Origin of the sequence: Enterobacter sp. RHBSTW-00901 (genome assembly GCF_014103115.1) — a bacterium.
Taxonomy (GTDB): Bacteria; Pseudomonadota; Gammaproteobacteria; order Enterobacterales; family Enterobacteriaceae; genus Enterobacter; species Enterobacter cloacae_P.
Window position 1 is genome coordinate 3,339,441 of the sequence record NZ_JABXPB010000001.1, and the last position, 18,565, is coordinate 3,358,005.

Sequence of the window (18,565 nt, forward strand, 5' to 3'; positions counted from 1 at the left end):
TCGTGAAAGCGTAACCCAGTTCTCAACATTATGAATCATTCATTAGCACAGGATCGACAATGATTGAACTTGAAACACGCCGCCTCGGTGACCATGAAATATTACACGCAATACCGGCAGGGAAAAGTGAGCAACCGCTACCTGTTGTGGTTTTTTATCATGGGTTTACTTCATCAAAGCTGGTCTATAGCTATTTTGCGGTGGCGTTGGCACAGGCTGGGTTTCGTGTCGTCATGCCGGATGCTCCTGACCACGGTGCGCGGTTTACGGGCGATGAGCAGGCACGGCTGGGGCAGTTCTGGCCAATCCTTTACGGTAGTCTGACCGAGTTTGCCGGGTTGCGTGATGCACTTTATCAGGCCGGTCTGGTGGCCGACGATCGTCTGGCAGTGGCCGGGGCTTCGATGGGCGGGATGACAGCGCTTGGGATCATGACGCATCACCCCGAAGTGAAATCCGTGGCCTGCCTGATGGGGTCGGGCTATTTCACCTCACTGTCACAGACGTTGTTTCCACCACCAGTGCAGGACGGTACTGAAGCCTTGCTGGCATCACTGGCGGAGTGGGACGTCACCCGGGCATTACCGCGCCTGGCTGAACGTCCATTACTGTTGTGGCATGGTGGCGCAGACGATGTGGTTCCCGCTGTCGAAACCTTCCGTTTACAGCAGGCGCTACAACGCGAAGGTCTGGACGGCAATCTGACCTGCCTGTGGGAAACTGGGGTTCGGCATCGTATTACGCCGACGGCGCTGGATGCCACCGTCGACTTTTTTCGCCAGCACCTTTAAACGCGCAGAACAGTGACACCCTGGGCTTCCAGCTTCTGGAGGATCTCCGGGTTGGCATTTTTGCCGGTGATTACCATGTCTATCTGTTCAGCCCGGCTGAACAGCATGCCTGCGCGTTCACCTACTTTGCTGCTGTCTACCAGCACAACGAGCTTGCCCACCACGTTGAGCATATTTTGTTCCGCCATTGCGGTCAGCATATCGGTTTTATACAACCCATCAGCGGTCAGACCTTTACCGCTGGTAAACATCCAGTGCCCGGCATAGAGGCTGTTTTCGCTGTCCTGCGGGCTGAGGGTGATGGACTGGCTCTTATTGTACTGCCCCCCCATAATCACCACGCTTTCATGTTCCTGGTCGATGAGATAGTTGGCGAGTGGCAAATAATTGGTGATGATTTGCACCGGCTTCCCACACATCTCCCGGCCCAGAAGAAACGCCGTGGAGCCGCAGTTGATGACCACGCTCTCACCGGGATTCACCAGCTGTGAGGCGGCTCTGGCAATCCGCACTTTTTCATCGTGGTTTTGTGCCTGATGGATGTTCATCGGCGTCCAGCGGGGGCGCTGCTGGCTGATGGCTTCCGCGCCGTTGCGGACTTTTTTCAGTTTGCCGCTTTCATCCAGCTTGTTGATATCCCGCCGTGCCGTCGCCGGGGAGATCCCTAAACGTTCGATCACTTTCTCGACGGTGACAAACCCTGTTTGCGCCAGGAGTTCCAGTAAAATTTGATGCCGTTGCGCTTCCGTCATGAGCTATTCCGATAAGAATTGATTTGAAAAGATGATATTTGAAATAGCGTGAGATTACTAAAATAAATATGAAATCGCCAGACACTCAGGTCTGGCGATTTGGCTTCACAATCAGAGGAATGACTTGAACGGCAGGTCTGGCTCAATGGTGAAGCAATCATCGAAGCCCCGAGGGTAGTGGTACTCGAGATTGTCCTTATCCAGCGGCCAGGTGAACTTGCCCCCCACCTGCCAGATAAACGGCTTGAAGCCATACTTCAGGCGGTCTTTTTTCATCTCCCACAGTACGCGGATTTCCTGTGGATCGGCCTGGAAGTTTGACCAGATATCGTGGTGGAACGGGATCACGACTTTGGTGTTCAGCGCTTCCGCCATGCGCAGCATATCGGCGCTGGTCATCTTGTCCGTAATGCCGCGCGGGTTCTCGCCGTAGGAGCCCAGCGCCACGTCGATCTGATGCTCGTTACCGTGCTTCGCGTAGTAGTTGGAGTAGTGAGAGTCGCCGCTGTGGTACAGGGAACCACCAGGCGTTTTGAACAGGTAGTTCACCGCACGTTCGTCCATCCCATCTGGCAGCACGCCAGCGGCTTTCTGGTCGGCAGGCAGGGTAATCAGTGCGGTACGGTCAAAGGCATCCAGCGCGTGGATTTCAATGTCTTTGATTTTCACTACGTCGCCTGGTTTCATCACAATGCAACGCTCTTTTGGTACACCCCAACCGATCCATAAATCGACGCAGGTCTGCGGCCCAATGAACGGTACATCGTCAGCGCAGTTTTGCATGACGGCTGCTGCCACGTTTACATCAATGTGATCGTTGTGATCGTGGGTAGACAGCACGGCATCAATCTGACGAATGGCAAAGGGATCAAGGACAAATGGCGTGGTACGCAGGTTGGGCTGAAGTTTTTCAACGCCCGCCATACGCTGCATCTGATGGCCTTTTTTCATCAACGGATTGCCGTGGCTCTGTTTGCCCGTTCCGCACCAGAAATCGACGCAAATATTCGCGCCACCTTCTGATTTCAGCCAGATCCCCGTACAACCCAGCCACCACATTGCAAAGGTGCCAGGAGCGACCTGTTCCTGCTCAATCTCTTCATTCAGCCAGCTACCCCATTCCGGGAAGGTGCTCAGAATCCATGATTCACGGGTGATGGTGTTCACTTTACTCATCGTTTGACTCCTGGTTTTAATCAAAAGTAATCACATTGTGATTTGTTGTGATTCAATGCTGTCACCATTTTATCGGGTTTTCAATGGGTAAATTGCGTAATTTTACCCTGCTAACCTCACGGAAAATCTGCATAAACCTTGTTAGACTTACGGCTATAAAGTATTAACTAAATGAATTATATAGAATAATTTATTGTTTTTATGCGGTAGTGAAAATCATTACTAACAATATGGAAATAATTTGCGTGATACGTCACAAATAATCAAATGCAATCTTGTGGTGATTATTTGTGATTAATAGAGTGATGGCACCAACCACACAGGGATTGCCCCTCGTGTTCTCATTTCTGGAGAGAGTTATGGAGATCCTCTACAACGTCTTTACCGTGTTCTTTAATCAGGTAATGACTAACGCCCCGCTTTTGCTGGGTATTGTGACGTGTCTGGGTTACATCCTGCTGCGTAAGAGCGTCAGCGTTATTATCAAAGGCACGATCAAAACCATCATTGGTTTCATGTTGTTGCAGGCAGGTTCAGGCATTCTGACCGGCACGTTTAAGCCAGTGGTCGCCAAAATGTCGGAAGTGTATGGCATCAACGGCGCGATCTCTGACACCTATGCATCCATGATGGCCACCATCGATCGTATGGGAGATGCCTATAGCTGGGTGGGGTACGCCGTCCTGCTGGCGTTGGCGCTGAACATCATTTACGTTCTGCTACGTCGGATTACCGGCATTCGAACCATCATGCTGACCGGCCACATTATGTTCCAGCAGGCGGGGCTGATTGCGGTTTCTTTCTATATCTTCGGCTACCCAATGTGGACCACGATTATCTGCACTGCGGTGCTGGTGTCGCTCTACTGGGGGATCACCTCCAACATGATGTACAAGCCAACGCAGGACGTGACCGACGGCTGCGGCTTCTCCATCGGCCATCAGCAACAGTTTGCTTCCTGGATTGCCTATAAAGTTGCGCCATATCTGGGTAAGAAAGAAGAGAGTGTTGAAGATCTTAAGCTACCTGGCTGGCTGAATATCTTCCACGACAACATCGTCTCAACGGCGATTGTCATGACCCTCTTCTTCGGTGCCATTCTGCTCTCCTTCGGCATTGACGTGGTGCAGGCGATGGCGGGTAAAACCCACTGGACTATCTATATCCTGCAGACCGGCTTCTCCTTCGCGGTGGCGATTTTCATCATCACCCAGGGAGTGCGCATGTTCGTTGCCGAACTGTCCGAAGCCTTCAACGGTATTTCTCAACGCCTGATTCCCGGTGCCGTACTGGCCATTGACTGTGCGGCGATTTATAGCTTTGCACCAAACGCCGTGGTCTGGGGCTTTATGTGGGGCACTATCGGTCAGCTGATTGCGGTTGGCATCCTGGTGGGCTGCGGCTCTTCCATTCTGATTATTCCTGGCTTTATCCCGATGTTCTTCTCCAACGCCACCATTGGTGTCTTTGCTAACCACTTTGGTGGCTGGCGTGCGGCACTCAAGATTTGTCTGGTGATGGGGATGATTGAAATCTTCGGCTGCGTATGGGCGGTTAAGCTCACGGGCATGAGTGCCTGGATGGGCATGGCTGACTGGTCAATTCTGGCACCGCCGATGATGCAGGGCTTTGTCTCCATCGGACTGATCTTTATGGCCGTCATTATCCTGATTGCCCTGGCTTATATGTTCTTCGCCGGTCGCGCGCTGCGAGCCGAAGAAGATGCAGAAAAACAAACAGCAGAAGTTTCTGCTCACTAAGGAGTGTTGATTATGACCGTACGTATTCTGGCTGTGTGTGGCAATGGGCAAGGAAGCTCCATGATCATGAAAATGAAAGTGGATCAGTTTTTAACCCAGTCAAACATTGACCACACGGTGAACAGCTGCGCAGTGGGTGAATACAAAAGTGAACTGAACGGCGCAGATATCATCATCGCCTCTACTCATATCGCCGGTGAGATCACCGTGACGGGCAATAAATATGTCGTGGGTGTGCGCAACATGCTATCGCCAGCGGATTTTGGTCCAAAACTGCTGGAAGTGATCAAAGAACACTTCCCACAAGACGTGAAGTAAGGACGCCATATGAAACTACGTGATTCGCTGGCAGACAATAACTCCATCCTTTTACAGGCAGAGGCCAGCACCTGGCAGGAAGCGGTAAAACTGAGCGTGGATCTGCTGGTTAAGGCTGACGTTGTCGAGCCGCGTTATTACCAGGCCATTCTTGATGGCGTTGCGCAGCATGGCCCTTACTTTGTGATTGCACCGGGCCTGGCAATGCCGCATGGCCGCCCGGAAGAGGGCGTCAAAAAAACGGGCTTCGCCCTGGTGACGCTGAAAACGCCCCTGGTGTTCAACCACGAAGATAACGATCCGGTCGACATCCTCATCACGATGGCCGCCGTCGATGCCAATACCCACCAGGAGGTGGGCATCATGCAGATCGTCAATCTGTTTGATGATGAAGCCAATTTTGACCGTTTACGTGCCTGCCGTACCGCGCAGGACGTGCTGGATTTAATTGATAACGCCACTGCGGCGGCAGTTTAAGAGGAATTGAAAATGTCATTACCAATGTTGCAGGTTGCACTGGATAACCAGACGCTGTCTCACGCTTACGAAACCACCCGCCTGATTGCGGAAGAAGTCGATATTATTGAAGTGGGTACCATCCTCTGCGTGGGTGAAGGCGTGCGCGCTGTGCGCGATCTGAAAGCGCTTTATCCGCACAAAATCGTGCTGGCGGATGCCAAAATTGCTGACGCGGGCAAAATCCTCTCTCGTATGTGCTTTGAAGCCAATGCTGACTGGGTCACCGTGATTTGCTGTGCGGATATCAACACCGCCAAAGGCGCACTGGATGTGGCAAAAGAGTTCAATGGTGACGTCCAGATTGAACTGACCGGCTTCTGGACCTGGGAACAGGCACAGGAGTGGCGCGATGCGGGTATCCAGCAGGTGGTGTACCACCGTAGCCGCGATGCGCAGGCCGCCGGTGTTGCGTGGGGAGAAGCAGATATCAGCGCCATCAAACGTCTGGCCGATATGGGCTTCAAAGTCACCGTAACGGGGGGGCTGGCGCTGGAAGATCTGCCGCTGTTCAAAGGCATTCCCATTCACGTGTTTATTGCCGGTCGTAGCATCCGTGATGCCGCGTCTCCGGTAGAGGCGGCGCGTCAGTTCAAACGCTCAATCGCTCAGCTTTGGGGCTAAGGAGCGGGTATGTTGTCAAAACAGGTCCCGCTTGGCATCTATGAAAAGGCACTCCCTGCGGGGGAATGTTGGCTGGCGCGGCTGCAGCTGGCAAAACAGCTGGGTTTCGACTTTGTCGAAATGTCCGTAGATGAGACGGACGATCGTCTCTCTCGGCTCGACTGGAGCCGTGAACAGCGTCTGGCACTGGTGAGCGCTGTTGCTGAAACGGGCGTGCGTGTTCCTTCCATGTGCCTCAGCGCCCACCGTCGTTTTCCTCTCGGGAGTGAAGATGATGCCGTGCGGGCTCAGGGGCTGGAGATTATGCGTAAAGCCATTCGCTTTGCGCAGGATGTCGGTATCCGTGTGATCCAGCTTGCCGGGTATGACGTTTATTACCAGGAAGCCAACGATGAGACGCGTCGACGTTTTCGCGACGGCCTGAAAGAGAGCGTCGACATGGCCAGCCGCGCGCAGGTGACGCTGGCGATGGAGATTATGGATTACCCGTTAATGAACTCTATCAGCAAGGCTCTGGGTTATGCCCATTACCTGAATAACCCGTGGTTCCAGCTTTACCCTGATATCGGCAACCTGTCGGCATGGGATAATGACGTACAGATGGAGCTTCAGGCGGGTATCGGGCATATCGTGGCGGTACACGTCAAAGATACGCGTCCTGGCGTTTTCAAAAATGTTCCGTTCGGCACCGGGGTGGTGGATTTCGAACGGTGCTTCCAGACGCTCAAACAGACCGGTTATTGCGGGCCTTACCTGATTGAGATGTGGAGCGAAACGTCGGACGACCCGGCAGGTGAAGTGGCGAAAGCACGGGACTGGGTGCGCGAGCGTATGGCGCGGGCAGGGTTGATGGAGGCCGAAGATGCGACAGCTTAAGCAGCAGGTGTTTGAGGCCAATATGGATCTTCCCCGCTATGGTCTGGTGACGTTCACCTGGGGCAACGTCAGCGCTATCGATCGTGAGCAGGGGCGGGTTGTGATTAAGCCCAGTGGCGTGGCGTACGAGACCATGACAGTCGACGATATGGTGGTGCTGGATCTCGAAGGTAATGTTGTTGACGGTAACTGGCGTCCTTCTTCCGATACGGCCACCCATCTGGCGCTGTACCGGCGTTATCCGTCGCTTGGCGGTGTTGTGCATACCCACTCCACGCATGCCACTGCCTGGGCGCAGGCAGGGCTGGCGATCCCGGCACTGGGAACAACGCATGCGGACTACTTCTTTGGTGATATTCCCTGCACGCGCGCGCTAGTGCAGGCGGAAGTGGAAGGTGAGTACGAGCTCAACACCGGTAAGGTCATTATCGAAACGCTGGCTGAACGTGAGCCGCTGCATACGCCGGGCATTGTGGTGTATCAGCACGGCCCGTTCGCCTGGGGAAAAGATGCTCATGACGCCGTACATAATGCGGTCGTCATGGAGGAAGTGGCACGAATGGCGTGGATTGCCCGCGGTATTAACCCACATCTTCAGGGGATTGATGATTACCTGATGAACAAGCATTTCATGCGTAAGCATGGTCCAAATGCCTACTACGGGCAGAAGTGAATAAGTGCTCTGGAATACCAAAACAGTTGTAACCGGTGGTATTTCAGAGCCATTCGCAAAAAAAAAGCCCCCGGGCAGGGGGCAAGTCAAACTATGGCTATATTCTCTTTGTTGGCTTTCCTGGTGCTAGCGTTAAAGCGTTATCGGTAAATATCTGCACTGGCGTGCATATTGCCGTTGCTGCCGGGCTCACGCATCAGTATGACGTGATAGTATGTTGCACCCTGCGCATCGGTTTCTTCATTAATTGCCTGATCTGCTTCACTTTCAGTGGCGAAATTATGATTGATGTAGATTACGCCTAAGCTTTGCACATCATCCATGTTTCTGGCCTGTCGGCCGTCTATCTTGATGGCTGCCATTGCGTTTGCACTGAGCAATAGCGCAGCCATAATGGCGATTGCGATTTTTTTCATGATATACGCTCCACGACTGCGTGCTGTGTGACGGTTTATTGCTCTCCTTTTTTCTTCAGATGGGCTCTGATTAAAGTGTAATCGCTTATCAGATGCGGATAAGTGACCATTTCTGATGCAGTTGTTCAAAAAAACAACGCTTCCTGATGTGATTAATTTTAAATCATCCAGTTAGGGTCTCTTTGCGCTTTGTGCGAATTTTTTGCGCAATCAGCTTGAGTTTCCAGGGACACGCAAGTATTATGACGCGTCAATTTTTCAGCCGACCTTTAACACGTTCCTTGCCTCCCCGGGCCTCGGCTGACCCAGACAGGAGGCTGAATAATCCGTAAGGAGCAATTCGATGCGTCATTACGAAATCGTTTTTATGGTCCATCCTGACCAGAGCGAACAGGTTCCGGGTATGATCGAGCGCTACACTGGTGCAATCACTGCAGCAGCGGGCACGATCCACCGTCTGGAAGACTGGGGCCGCCGTCAGCTGGCTTATCCGATTAACAAACTGCACAAAGCTCACTACGTTCTGCTGAACGTTGAAGCTCCGCAGGAAGTGATCGATGAGCTGGAAACTAACTTCCGCTTCAACGATGCCGTTATCCGCAGCATGGTTATGCGTACCAAACACGCAGTGACCGAAGCATCTCCGATGGTTAAAGCGAAAGACGAGCGCCGTGAGCGTCGCGATGATTTCGCAAACGAAACCGCAGATGATTCTGATGCTGGGGATTCTGAAGAGTAATTTCTGATGACCAACCGTCTGGTGTTGTCCGGCACCGTGTGCAGGACCCCCCTTCGAAAGGTCAGTCCATCAGGAATTCCGCATTGCCAGTTCGTGCTTGAGCATCGTTCTGTGCAAGAGGAAGCCGGGTTTCACCGGCAGGCGTGGTGCCAAATGCCCGTTATTATTAGCGGACACGAAAACCAGGCCATTACTCACAGTATAACGGTCGGTAGTGCAGTCATCGTTCAGGGGTTCATCTCTTGCCACAAGGCAAAGAACGGCCTGAGCAAAATGGTTCTGCATGCCGAGCAGATTGATTTGATAGATTCTGGAGACTAGCCATATGGCACGTTATTTCCGTCGTCGCAAGTTCTGCCGTTTCACCGCGGAAGGCGTTCAAGAGATCGACTATAAAGATATCGCAACGCTGAAAAACTACATCACCGAAAGCGGTAAGATTGTCCCAAGCCGTATCACCGGTACTCGTGCAAAATACCAGCGTCAGCTGGCTCGCGCTATCAAACGCGCTCGCTACCTGTCCCTGCTGCCGTACACTGATCGTCATCAGTAATCGGGCACGGTCCATTAATACGACTTTAAGAGGATAAGGTAATGCAAGTTATTCTGCTTGATAAAGTAGCAAACCTGGGCAGCCTGGGTGATCAGGTAAACGTTAAAGCGGGTTACGCTCGTAACTTCCTGGTTCCACAGGGTAAAGCTGTTCCAGCTACCAAGAAAAACGTAGAGTTTTTCGAAGCACGTCGCGCTGAACTGGAAGCCAAACTGGCTGACGTTCTGGCGGCTGCTAACGCTCGCGCTGAGTCAATCAACGCACTGGGCACCGTTACCATCGCGTCCAAATCTGGCGACGAAGGTAAACTGTTCGGTTCCATCGGTACCCGCGATATCGCTGATGCAGTAACTGCTGCTGGCGTTAAAGTGGCTAAGAGCGAAGTTCGTCTGCCGAACGGCGTTCTGCGTACCACTGGTGAGCACGAAGTTGACTTCCAGGTTCACGGCGAAGTGTTCGCTAAACTGGTTGTTAACGTTGTAGCTGAGTAATTTTTACTCTGCTCACGTCGAAGCGCCGGCCTTGTGCCGGCGTTTTGCTTTTTAACGGTACCAGACACGTTTTCTTGCTTGTATGGTAGCTATTCCAGGCTCCTTCTCTGATAATAAATTGAAACGCAATTTTATTTATGAGATTTGTCATGGAAACTGTTCTGCCCACGCCCGTGTTTGCCCGTCGCAATGTGGCCTATGCCTGCGCCACGCTCTGCTGTCTGCTTTGGGGTAGCTCCTACCCGGCCATTAAAAACGGTTATGAACTCTTCCAGATTGCGACTGATGATATCCCGTCGAAAGTGGTGTTTGCTGGCTACCGTTTTCTGTTTGCGGGTGTGTTGTTACTCCTCTTTGCATTAGCACAGCGCAAACCCATCGCCCGATTAACACCCGCTCAGTTTGGGCAACTGACTGTCCTGGGTCTGACGCAGACGACCATTCAATACACTTTCTTTTATATCGGGCTGGCCTACACCACGGGTGTCAATGGTTCGATCATGAATGCCACCGGGACTTTCTTCAGCGTACTGCTGGCACACTTTATCTATCACAACGACAAGCTTAGCTATAACAAAACGCTGGGTTGTATTCTGGGGTTTGCCGGAGTGATGCTGGTGAACTTCCACAGTGGGCTAAGCGAGTTCCACTTTGTCTGGAATGGCGACGGGTTTGTGATGCTGGCGGCATTTATCCTCTCTGCTGCCACGCTTTACGGAAAACGCATCTCTCAGACGGTCGACCCCATGGTGATGACCGGATGGCAGCTGGCTATCGGCGGGGCGATGCTGGTGGCAGGTGGCTATGTCACGGGGGGCACGCTGGTGCTGCATAGCGTCAACGCGCTGGCGGTACTGGGATATCTGACGTTGCTCTCATCTGTGGCCTTCGCGTTGTGGAGCATGCTACTCAAAGTCAACCGCGTCAGTATGATCGCACCGTTTAACTTCGTGATACCGGTTGCGGGAACGGTGCTGTCTGCCATTTTTCTTGGCGAAAATATCCTGGAGATAAAATATGCCGTTGCGCTGGTGCTGGTGTGTTCGGGGATTTGGTGGGTGAATAAGCGGAGCCACTGAGTGGGGCATTGCCGGGCGGCGCTGACGCTTGCCCGGCCTACGGCAACTAACGCACCCGGATAAAACTTCCGTCGTTCTGACGCGTAAAGAGCACCTGCTGGCCGTTTCCGGCATCAATGGTCAGGCCCGTCACCACACCGCTGGCGTTCTGACGAATCTGCACCATCTGGCCGTTTTGCAGATTGCTGAGCGGCTTACCTGTACCTTCAACCTGTGCCATCGCATAGACATCGGTCGGTGGCAGATTATGGTCGCGGAACAGTTGCGCGAGGGTTTTACCCGGCTCTACGCGATAGGTGCGCCACTGTTGCTCAATTCCGGTGGGTTGCCGCGTTTGTTGAGGTTCTGAAGGGGTTGCGGCCTGTTCCTGCGGCTGCTCATCCTGAACCGGCTCTGGTTCAACTGGCGCGACCTGGCCCGGATCGTTAGATGGCGTAACCAGCTGAGTCTGCATAGGTTGAGCATCAGGCTGTGGTCGCGTTTGCGACTGGAGATCCAACTGTGCATTACGGGTCACCGTTGTGGTGCCCGTATCCTCACCGCCGGTAGGAAGCAAGAAGCCAATGATCATCAGCAGCGCTCCGATGATAATGCCTCTGCGATGCAGGGACGGTAGCGGATCCATGATGCGAAAATGATCTGGCGCATACCAGATTTTCGCCAGGGTAGGTTTCAGTTCAAATCGCCCGGGCATGGCTTTCCTCCTGCTCCGCGTCTTTTTTATCCTGTCCTGAGAAGTGTAGTTTGCTAACTGCCTGATGGGCGTAACAAAGCCAGCTTTCGTGACACATATTTGGGAAAATCCTGACTGGCTCTATTGTTTCTGTTTCGTCGCAGTTTGTCACCTTTACTTCAGACAAAGTTTTACCCATAAGGGCATGGCTGCTATGCTGCCCGCTACTTTAAATGTGATGGAAGGAAAACCCATGACCACCCCGACTTTTGACACTATCGAAGCGCAGGCAAGCTACGGTATCGGCTTGCAGGTAGGACAGCAGCTGAGCGAATCCGGCCTGGAAGGCCTGTTACCGGAAGCGCTGGTGGCGGGTATCGCTGACGCGCTGGAAGGCAAACATCCGGCGGTTCCGGTTGATGTTGTGCATCGCGCGCTGCGTGAAATCCACGAACGTGCTGACGCCGTGCGTCGTGCGCGTTTCGAAGAAATGGCTGCCGAAGGCGTGAAATACCTGGAAGAAAACCGTGAGCGTGAAGGCGTGAACAGCACCGAGTCCGGCCTGCAGTTCCGCGTGATCAACCAGGGTGACGGCACTATCCCGGCACGTACTGACCATGTTCGCGTGCACTACACCGGTAAGCTTATCGACGGTACTGTATTTGACAGCTCCGTGCAGCGTGGCGAACCGGCTGAGTTCCCGGTTAACGGTGTTATCGCTGGCTGGATCGAAGCGCTGACCCTGATGCCAGTGGGTTCCAAATGGGAACTGACTATCCCGCAGAACCTGGCCTATGGCGAGCGTGGCGCGGGCGCGTCCATCCCACCATTCAGCACCCTGGTGTTTGAAGTCGAATTGCTGGAAATCCTGTAATCGACATACTATTTTCCTCTCCCTGTGCGGGAGGGGAAAATAGTGAGAAAACCTATAGTTACACCTGAATCAACATTTTATCTTGCAAATGTATATGTTGCGTGTATTTTTGTGAGCTGTTTCGCGTTGTATGAGTGATATGACACTCACTTTAAACATATTATTAACATAATATTCAAATCATAGTATTCATCCCGCCGATTCTTACCTAATATCGATGAGTCCTTTCATGGGAACCGTCATCTTTTGACGTATTTAAAGGCCAGAAGAGCCTTAACAACACAGACAGGCATAAACAGGAAAATATCACATGGTAGATCAGATCAAAGTCGCCGCCGTTGAAGAGGCGTCGTCTGAACAGTCGCTACGGCGCAATCTCACAAACCGTCATATTCAGCTTATTGCCATTGGTGGTGCCATCGGTACCGGGCTGTTTATGGGATCGGGTAAAACCATTAGCCTTGCCGGGCCGTCGATCATTTTCGTTTATATGATCATCGGCTTTATGCTCTTTTTCGTGATGCGTGCAATGGGTGAATTGCTGCTCTCGAACCTCGAATACAAGTCCTTCAGCGACTTCGCTTCCGATCTGCTCGGCCCCTGGGCGGGCTATTTTACCGGCTGGACATACTGGTTCTGCTGGGTGGTAACCGGTATGGCGGATGTCGTCGCGATTACCGCCTATGCGCAGTTCTGGTTCCCCGGTTTGTCGGACTGGGTGGCCTCGCTGGCCGTTATCGTTCTGCTGCTGAGCCTGAACCTTGCCACCGTGAAAATGTTCGGTGAGATGGAGTTCTGGTTCGCGATGATCAAAATCGTGGCGATTGTGGGGCTCATTGTGGTGGGGCTGGTGATGATTCTCACGCATTTCCAGTCGCCAACGGGCGTTCAGGCCTCGTTTACCCATCTGTGGAATGACGGTGGCTGGTTCCCGAAAGGCATCAGCGGATTCTTTGCCGGGTTCCAGATTGCAGTATTTGCCTTTGTGGGAATTGAGCTGGTAGGTACTACCGCTGCGGAAACCAAGGATCCAGAGAAGTCTCTGCCGCGTGCAATCAACTCTATTCCGGTTCGTATCATCATGTTCTACGTCTTCGCGCTGGTCATCATTATGTCCGTGACGCCGTGGAGCTCCGTCGTGCCAACCAAGAGCCCGTTCGTCGAGCTGTTCGTTCTGGTGGGGCTGCCAGCAGCAGCGAGCCTGATTAACTTCGTGGTGCTGACGTCTGCTGCCTCTTCCGCGAACAGCGGTGTTTTCTCTACCAGCCGCATGCTGTTTGGGCTGGCACAGGAAGGCGTTGCGCCGAGCGCGTTCGCCAAACTGTCTAAGCGCGCGGTACCGGCGAAAGGGTTAACCTTCTCCTGCATGTGCCTGTTGGGCGGTGTGGTAATGCTCTACGTGAACCCGAGCGTGATCGGTGCCTTCACCATGATCACCACGGTGTCTGCGATCCTGTTCATGTTTGTCTGGACTATCATCCTGTGCTCGTACCTGGTGTACCGCAAACAGCGTCCACATCTGCATGAAAAATCGATCTACAAGATGCCATTGGGCAAGCTGATGTGCTGGGTGTGTATGGCGTTCTTCGTGTTCGTACTGGTTCTGTTGACGCTGGAAGATGACACTCGTCAGGCGCTGCTCGTCACGCCACTGTGGTTCATCGCACTGGGTCTGGGCTGGCTGTTTATCGGTAAGAAACGTATGGCGGGTGTGCGTTAATACGTTTGAAAACGTTACAGGCCCGGTAAGCGTAATCGCTACCGGGCCTTTTTGTTACTCTCCGGCTAATGCACGCGGGAACAGAACGTTGTTCTCAAGACTGATGTGTTCCATCAGGTCGTCAATCATCTCGTTAATACCGTTGTACATCGCTTTCCACGTCGTACACGCTTCCGGCGGCGGTGTGGCGTTGTTGGTGGTGTGTTTGATCACTTCCAGCAGTTCACCCGCATCATCATGTTCGCTTTCCATCACGCTAATAGGCCCCATTGCCTGGCTGCCCATGCCCTGTTTAATCATCGGGAAGAGGATCTGCTCTTCTTTCATCATATGGCTGGAAAGTTCTTCGTGCAGCATGGTCAGATATTTCGCCAGACCGCGTGGCACCGAAGGCTTGTCGGCATGCACGCGCTCAACTTTGGTCGCCTGCAGGATAAGCTCTGGTAACTGTTCGCGGTGACGATCATGGTAACGCACGATGATATGGTCGATGATTTCGGTAAGTGGTGCGGCGCGCCAGTCTTTTTCAATGGGCTGTGCGGCCAGCTGTGCCAGCTCCGCTTCAATAACCTCTACATCCAGCTCTTTGCGCGAGGCCGCACGCGCCAGAGTTTGCTTACCGCCGCAGCAGTAGTCTATATCGTATTTACGGAACAGCGCCGAAGCGCGAGGGATGGAGAGCGCCAGCTCGCCGAGTGGTTGGTCGCGGAAGGCCATAGCAGTTACCTCATCATCAATAATATAAGATGCATTTTAAATGCATCTTTGTGGCGATACTATAACCCTTTAGGGGCAAAGTTGAAAATGAGATGTAGGTCACGAAAAAAATCTTGTGTATTAACCTGCTGAATGGATTTGGAAAATTTCTTTCGAAAGTTTTTAAAGGTGGATAAGCAGTAAACAACCCGCCGCGCCTGCCGATAGATACACGTCAGACAATATCCCGCATATAAAAGGCTACGCATGTTTAAACGTATAAAAGTGATTACTCTTCTGGTTTCGGTGCTGCTTGTGCTTGGCATCATGCAATTGATCTCTGCTGGCATTTTTATTAATGCGCTGAATAACGACAAAGACAACTTCGCCGTCTCGCAGCTTTCGGGCAAAAACGTGGCGGAGTTTACCGATGCATGGATCAGCCTGAACCAGGCTCGCGTCACCCTGAACCGCGGCATGCTGCGCCTGCAAAGCAGCATGGCATCCCAGATTAACGGCGGGCAGCTGAATGAGCTGGTGACTACCGCAAAAAAGCTGCTGGCAGATGCACAGAATCACTACGACAAATACTATGCATTGCCTAATACCCCGGGTCTGGACGACAACCTGACGAATCGCCTGGAAGAGCAGTACCGCATTTATTCCGCAACGCTTACGCAAATGAACGCTTTACTGGCACAGGGCGATCTGGAGGGTATGTTCAAACAGAATGCGGAGCAGAAGCAGAACGCAATGCAGAGCGTGTACCGTGAATGGCGTGAAGCGCAGGTTGTACTGACGGACAAAGGGCTTCAGGATAATGAGAGCAACTACACGCGTATTCTGTGGATCCTCTCTGCGGTTATGCTTCTGGTGATTGTCGTCATTATTTTCAGCTGGATTGCGATGCGCCGCGTTCTGCTGCTGCCGCTGCAGGATGTCATCAGCCATATTCGTGCCATTGCGTCGGGTGATCTGACTCAGCCGATCGACGCCAGTGGTAAAAACGAGATGGCGCTGCTGGCACATAACGTCCAGGAGATGCAAAAAGCGCTGTCGAACACGGTTGGCGTGGTGCGTGAGGGTGCGGATACCATTTATACCGGTGCGGGGGAAATTTCTGCGGGCAGTAACGATTTGTCGTCCCGTACTGAACAGCAGGCAGCCTCTCTGGAAGAAACCGCCGCCAGCATGGAACAGTTAACGGCGACCGTGAAGCAAAACGCCGATAATGCGCGTCAGGCCTCCCGCCTTGCGCTGGATGCCTCTTCAACAGCGAAGAAGGGCGGTCATGTGGTGGAAGGCGTGGTGCGCACGATGGATGAAATCGCTACCAGTTCCAGCAAAATTGCCCAAATTACCAACGTGATCGACGGTATTGCCTTCCAGACCAACATCCTGGCGCTGAACGCGGCGGTTGAAGCTGCACGTGCAGGCGAACAGGGTCGCGGCTTTGCGGTGGTGGCGGGGGAAGTTCGTACTCTGGCCCAGCGCAGCGCCCAGGCGGCGAAAGAGATCAAAGCGCTGATCGATGATTCCGGCGAGCGCGTGAATGCGGGCTCTCAACTGGTGAATGAAGCCGGGGCGACGATGGAGGAAATCGTCAATGCGGTCACGCGTGTTACTGACATCATGGGTGAAATCGCCTCCGCCTCTGACGAGCAGAGTCGCGGTATTGATCAGGTCGGCCAGGCTGTGGCGGAGATGGATCGCGTGACCCAGCAAAACGCCTCGCTGGTGGAAGAATCTGCCGCGGCGGCGGCGGCGCTGGAAGATCAGGCTGCGCGCCTGAACGAAGCGGTGGCGGTGTTTAAGATTACCCGCAACCAGGCAGCAAAAGCGGCTCCGGTGAAAACATATGTGCCAAAAGCACAACCTGCTGTCACCGCTTCAGAAGCAAACTGGGAAACGTTCTAACGCTTTGCCCGGTAAGGCGTAACCGCCACCGGGCAATACTCACACCTCAGAGGCCGGAACAACCCTCGGTTTTTCCGGCTTCGCTCTCACCGCAATCACTACCCCGGCCACAAGCAACAAGATCCCGCAGGCCGTGAGGAGTGGCGGTACACTCTGGCGCATCAGGAAGGTATAAAGTAATCCGGCCAGGGTTTCGAAGACAATCAGCGGCCCTAAGATCACCGTCGGCAGCTTCTGGCTGGCGATATTCCAGCACAGCGCGCCCACCCAGGAACACAGCACGGCGATGGCAACCATTAAGCCGATGAATATCCACGGTCGAGGCCCGAAGGGCAGGGTAAATTCTGGTTGCTGCTGACCTAACCAGATGCACGCCCCCACATATCCCACCAGTGACACCGGCAGCGTGACCAGTGCCTGTGCCGTCGCCCACATCATTGGATGTTTATCCGGGTTTTCCCGCAGCCAGCGAGCGTTGCGCAGGGCATACCACGCCCAGCACACCACGGAAACACACGCCAGCATGATGCCAGACCCGTAGCGCCAGAGGTTGAAATCCGTCTGCCCGTGGCGCAGTTCGGCAATATTCACACACGCCAGTCCCACGGCGATGCATGCCAGTGCTGGCACCATTTTTGACCACGCCAGTTTGCCATCGCGGTGGCTATAGAGCAGGTTCGCAAACACGGGGATCACCACCGGTAATGTACCGATAATCATGGTAGAAACCGGTGCCCCTGTACGCTGAATGGCACTCGCCAGACAGAAGTAATAGATGAGGTTACCCATCATGGTCAGCGCCAGTGCAGCGAACCAGTCCTGGCGGCTGAGCTGTCGCAGCCGCGCACGCCCCAGCCACGCTAAGGGCAGTGCAATCAGCCCCAGTGCCAGGTAACGTCCCATCGACTGCAGTACCGCCGGGTACTCTGGTACTATCAGAGGGCCGACAAAAATTAACCCCCACATCAGACCTGCAAGCAGGGCATACAACACGCCGCTAACCATTTTTCCACCCACATTGATTCACTTTGCACTCAGTGTAGAAGGGGAACATGCGCCCGTATTGTATGAGGTTGCGCATTAGCGCGTGGTCACCTGTTTCTGGTAACGCACAGGGGTGATGCCGTAACGGCGGGTAAAGGCGCGGGTCAAATGCGACTGATCGGTCAATCCGGTGGCGGCGGCCACTTCAGCGGCGGGCATACCGTGCGTCAGGAACGCTTTGGCGCGCCACAGGCGGATCGCCATCAGCATTTGATGCGGCGTAACATGGAAGTGGGCTTTGAACTGGCGCTGAAAATGGTACGGGCTGAGTGACACTACATTCGCCAGCTCGTCCAGGGTCAGCGAATGCATATAGTTGTCATGCAGATATTCGCGCACACGTGCGAACCGGTGTGCGCCTTCCTGTATCACCGGTGCGTGGCGGGCCAGCGGCTGGAAGGTCTCAATGAGATCCAGCAATAACCCTTTTTGCGCCAGCGGGTCGTCCGTATGCCACAGGCCATAAATCAGCTGGCCAATCTGGACTGAACGTTGCGGATCGTAACGCGTAACATCGCTAAACCACCACTGGCGAAGGCCGGTCACCTCTTCCAGCAGATCGGGTTCGATGTAGACCATCCGGTAGCGCCAGCCACCTTCGGTGGCAGATTCCCCCGTGTGGATCTCGTCCGGGTTCATGGTGACAACGGATTTTTCAGAGGCGAGGTGTTGCGTACCGCGATAGCGAAAGCGCTCGGCACCGGTTTCAATCGTGCCGATCCCGAAGGCTTCGTGGGTGTGGGGCTCAAAGGCGTAGTCTGAGATATGCGCGTGATAGAGTTCGAGGCCCGGCAATTGCGCCAGGTGGCGAAAGCGCGCGCTGTCTCTCTCATCAATGAACTGTTCCGGTACGCCTTGCACGGTGAGTCTCCTCGTG

Annotated in this window: 22 protein-coding genes; 15 read left to right on the forward strand and 7 right to left on the reverse strand. The window is 53.6% G+C overall.

What is annotated here, in order from left to right; all coding sequences use genetic code 11:
* Positions 1–59 precede the first annotated feature (59 nt).
* Positions 60–791 (forward strand): esterase, encoded by a 732-nt coding sequence (gene yjfP / locus HV318_RS16100; RefSeq protein ID WP_182273498.1) that lies wholly within the window; start codon positions 60–62, stop codon positions 789–791.
* On the opposite strand, the gene ulaR is transcribed toward yjfP, so the two are convergent.
* Complete coding sequence (ulaR, locus tag HV318_RS16105) at positions 788–1,543, reverse strand: HTH-type transcriptional regulator UlaR (RefSeq protein ID WP_182273499.1); 756 nt, start codon at positions 1,541–1,543, stop codon at positions 788–790. The two genes, yjfP and ulaR, sit on opposite strands and share 4 nt — an antisense overlap.
* A 111-nt stretch (positions 1,544–1,654) precedes the next feature.
* Complete coding sequence (gene ulaG, locus HV318_RS16110; protein WP_010427455.1) at positions 1,655–2,719, reverse strand: L-ascorbate 6-phosphate lactonase; 1,065 nt, start codon at positions 2,717–2,719, stop codon at positions 1,655–1,657.
* Between the two features lie 359 nt (positions 2,720–3,078).
* On the opposite strand from ulaG, the gene ulaA reads away from it, so the two are divergent.
* From ulaA to HV318_RS16140, 6 genes are read left to right on the forward strand one after another with little or no spacing between them, the layout of a single operon-like run.
* The gene (ulaA, locus tag HV318_RS16115) at positions 3,079–4,479 is read left to right on the forward strand and encodes a PTS ascorbate transporter subunit IIC (protein WP_182273500.1); all 1,401 of its coding nucleotides are present in this window, start codon (positions 3,079–3,081) and stop codon (positions 4,477–4,479) included.
* A 12-nt stretch (positions 4,480–4,491) separates the two neighbouring features.
* A complete protein-coding gene (gene ulaB / locus HV318_RS16120; RefSeq protein WP_000218355.1) occupies positions 4,492–4,797 on the forward strand; it encodes a PTS ascorbate transporter subunit IIB in 306 nt (101 codons plus the stop codon).
* A gap of 9 nt (positions 4,798–4,806) precedes the next feature.
* Positions 4,807–5,274, forward strand: coding sequence for a PTS ascorbate transporter subunit IIA (gene ulaC, locus HV318_RS16125; RefSeq protein ID WP_182273501.1), 468 nt, complete (start codon positions 4,807–4,809; stop codon positions 5,272–5,274).
* A 12-nt stretch (positions 5,275–5,286) separates the two neighbouring features.
* Positions 5,287–5,937, forward strand: a complete 651-nt coding sequence (ulaD, locus tag HV318_RS16130; protein ID WP_008502901.1) for a 3-keto-L-gulonate-6-phosphate decarboxylase UlaD — start codon at positions 5,287–5,289, stop codon at positions 5,935–5,937.
* Positions 5,938–5,946: 9 nt separating this feature from the next.
* Positions 5,947–6,813: an L-ribulose-5-phosphate 3-epimerase gene (locus HV318_RS16135; RefSeq protein ID WP_182273502.1), complete on the forward strand. Its 867-nt coding sequence runs from the start codon at positions 5,947–5,949 to the stop codon at positions 6,811–6,813.
* Positions 6,800–7,486 (forward strand): L-ribulose-5-phosphate 4-epimerase, encoded by a 687-nt coding sequence (locus HV318_RS16140; protein ID WP_182273503.1) that lies wholly within the window; start codon positions 6,800–6,802, stop codon positions 7,484–7,486. Before HV318_RS16135 ends, HV318_RS16140 begins: the two co-directional genes overlap by 14 nt.
* Before the next feature lie 140 nt (positions 7,487–7,626).
* Here the strand turns inward: HV318_RS16140 and yjfY are convergent, their stop codons facing one another.
* Positions 7,627–7,902 (reverse strand): DUF1471 family protein YjfY, encoded by a 276-nt coding sequence (gene yjfY / locus HV318_RS16145; protein WP_182273504.1) that lies wholly within the window; start codon positions 7,900–7,902, stop codon positions 7,627–7,629.
* A gap of 343 nt (positions 7,903–8,245) precedes the next feature.
* Here yjfY and rpsF point away from each other — a divergent pair, with 343 nt between their 5' ends.
* The 5 genes from rpsF (at position 8,246) to HV318_RS16170 (ending at position 10,764) form a co-directional block, all read left to right on the forward strand.
* Positions 8,246–8,641 (forward strand): 30S ribosomal protein S6, encoded by a 396-nt coding sequence (gene rpsF, locus HV318_RS16150; protein WP_014830397.1) that lies wholly within the window; start codon positions 8,246–8,248, stop codon positions 8,639–8,641.
* Positions 8,642–8,647: 6 nt separating this feature from the next.
* Positions 8,648–8,962, forward strand: a complete 315-nt coding sequence (priB, locus tag HV318_RS16155; RefSeq protein ID WP_014068638.1) for a primosomal replication protein N — start codon at positions 8,648–8,650, stop codon at positions 8,960–8,962.
* Positions 8,963–8,966: 4 nt separating this feature from the next.
* Positions 8,967–9,194, forward strand: coding sequence for a 30S ribosomal protein S18 (gene rpsR / locus HV318_RS16160; RefSeq protein WP_000135199.1), 228 nt, complete (start codon positions 8,967–8,969; stop codon positions 9,192–9,194).
* A gap of 41 nt (positions 9,195–9,235) precedes the next feature.
* Positions 9,236–9,685 (forward strand): 50S ribosomal protein L9, encoded by a 450-nt coding sequence (gene rplI, locus HV318_RS16165; protein WP_182273505.1) that lies wholly within the window; start codon positions 9,236–9,238, stop codon positions 9,683–9,685.
* A 149-nt stretch (positions 9,686–9,834) separates the two neighbouring features.
* Positions 9,835–10,764, forward strand: a complete 930-nt coding sequence (locus HV318_RS16170; RefSeq protein WP_182273506.1) for a DMT family transporter — start codon at positions 9,835–9,837, stop codon at positions 10,762–10,764.
* Between the two features lie 46 nt (positions 10,765–10,810).
* On the opposite strand, the gene HV318_RS16175 is transcribed toward HV318_RS16170, so the two are convergent.
* Positions 10,811–11,458, reverse strand: a complete 648-nt coding sequence (locus HV318_RS16175; RefSeq protein ID WP_182273507.1) for a LysM-like peptidoglycan-binding domain-containing protein — start codon at positions 11,456–11,458, stop codon at positions 10,811–10,813.
* Between the two features lie 232 nt (positions 11,459–11,690).
* On the opposite strand from HV318_RS16175, the gene fklB reads away from it, so the two are divergent.
* On the forward strand, positions 11,691–12,311 hold the full coding sequence (gene fklB, locus HV318_RS16180) for an FKBP-type peptidyl-prolyl cis-trans isomerase (protein WP_182273508.1): 621 nt from the start codon (positions 11,691–11,693) through the stop codon (positions 12,309–12,311).
* Between the two features lie 310 nt (positions 12,312–12,621).
* Positions 12,622–14,031, forward strand: coding sequence for a D-serine/D-alanine/glycine transporter (gene cycA / locus HV318_RS16185; RefSeq protein WP_182273509.1), 1,410 nt, complete (start codon positions 12,622–12,624; stop codon positions 14,029–14,031).
* A 54-nt stretch (positions 14,032–14,085) separates the two neighbouring features.
* Here cycA and ytfE read toward each other — a convergent pair whose 3' ends face one another.
* A complete protein-coding gene (ytfE, locus tag HV318_RS16190; protein ID WP_182273510.1) occupies positions 14,086–14,748 on the reverse strand; it encodes an iron-sulfur cluster repair protein YtfE in 663 nt (220 codons plus the stop codon).
* A 246-nt stretch (positions 14,749–14,994) separates the two neighbouring features.
* Between ytfE and HV318_RS16195 the strand changes: the two genes are divergently transcribed.
* A complete protein-coding gene (locus tag HV318_RS16195; protein WP_182273511.1) occupies positions 14,995–16,644 on the forward strand; it encodes a methyl-accepting chemotaxis protein in 1,650 nt (549 codons plus the stop codon).
* Between the two features lie 39 nt (positions 16,645–16,683).
* Here HV318_RS16195 and HV318_RS16200 read toward each other — a convergent pair whose 3' ends face one another.
* Together HV318_RS16200 and HV318_RS16205 are read right to left on the reverse strand one after the other, a co-directional pair.
* Positions 16,684–17,649, reverse strand: coding sequence for a DMT family transporter (locus tag HV318_RS16200; protein WP_182273512.1), 966 nt, complete (start codon positions 17,647–17,649; stop codon positions 16,684–16,686).
* A 75-nt stretch (positions 17,650–17,724) separates the two neighbouring features.
* Positions 17,725–18,549 (reverse strand): AraC family transcriptional regulator, encoded by an 825-nt coding sequence (locus tag HV318_RS16205; protein WP_182273513.1) that lies wholly within the window; start codon positions 18,547–18,549, stop codon positions 17,725–17,727.
* Positions 18,550–18,565 lie beyond the last annotated feature (16 nt).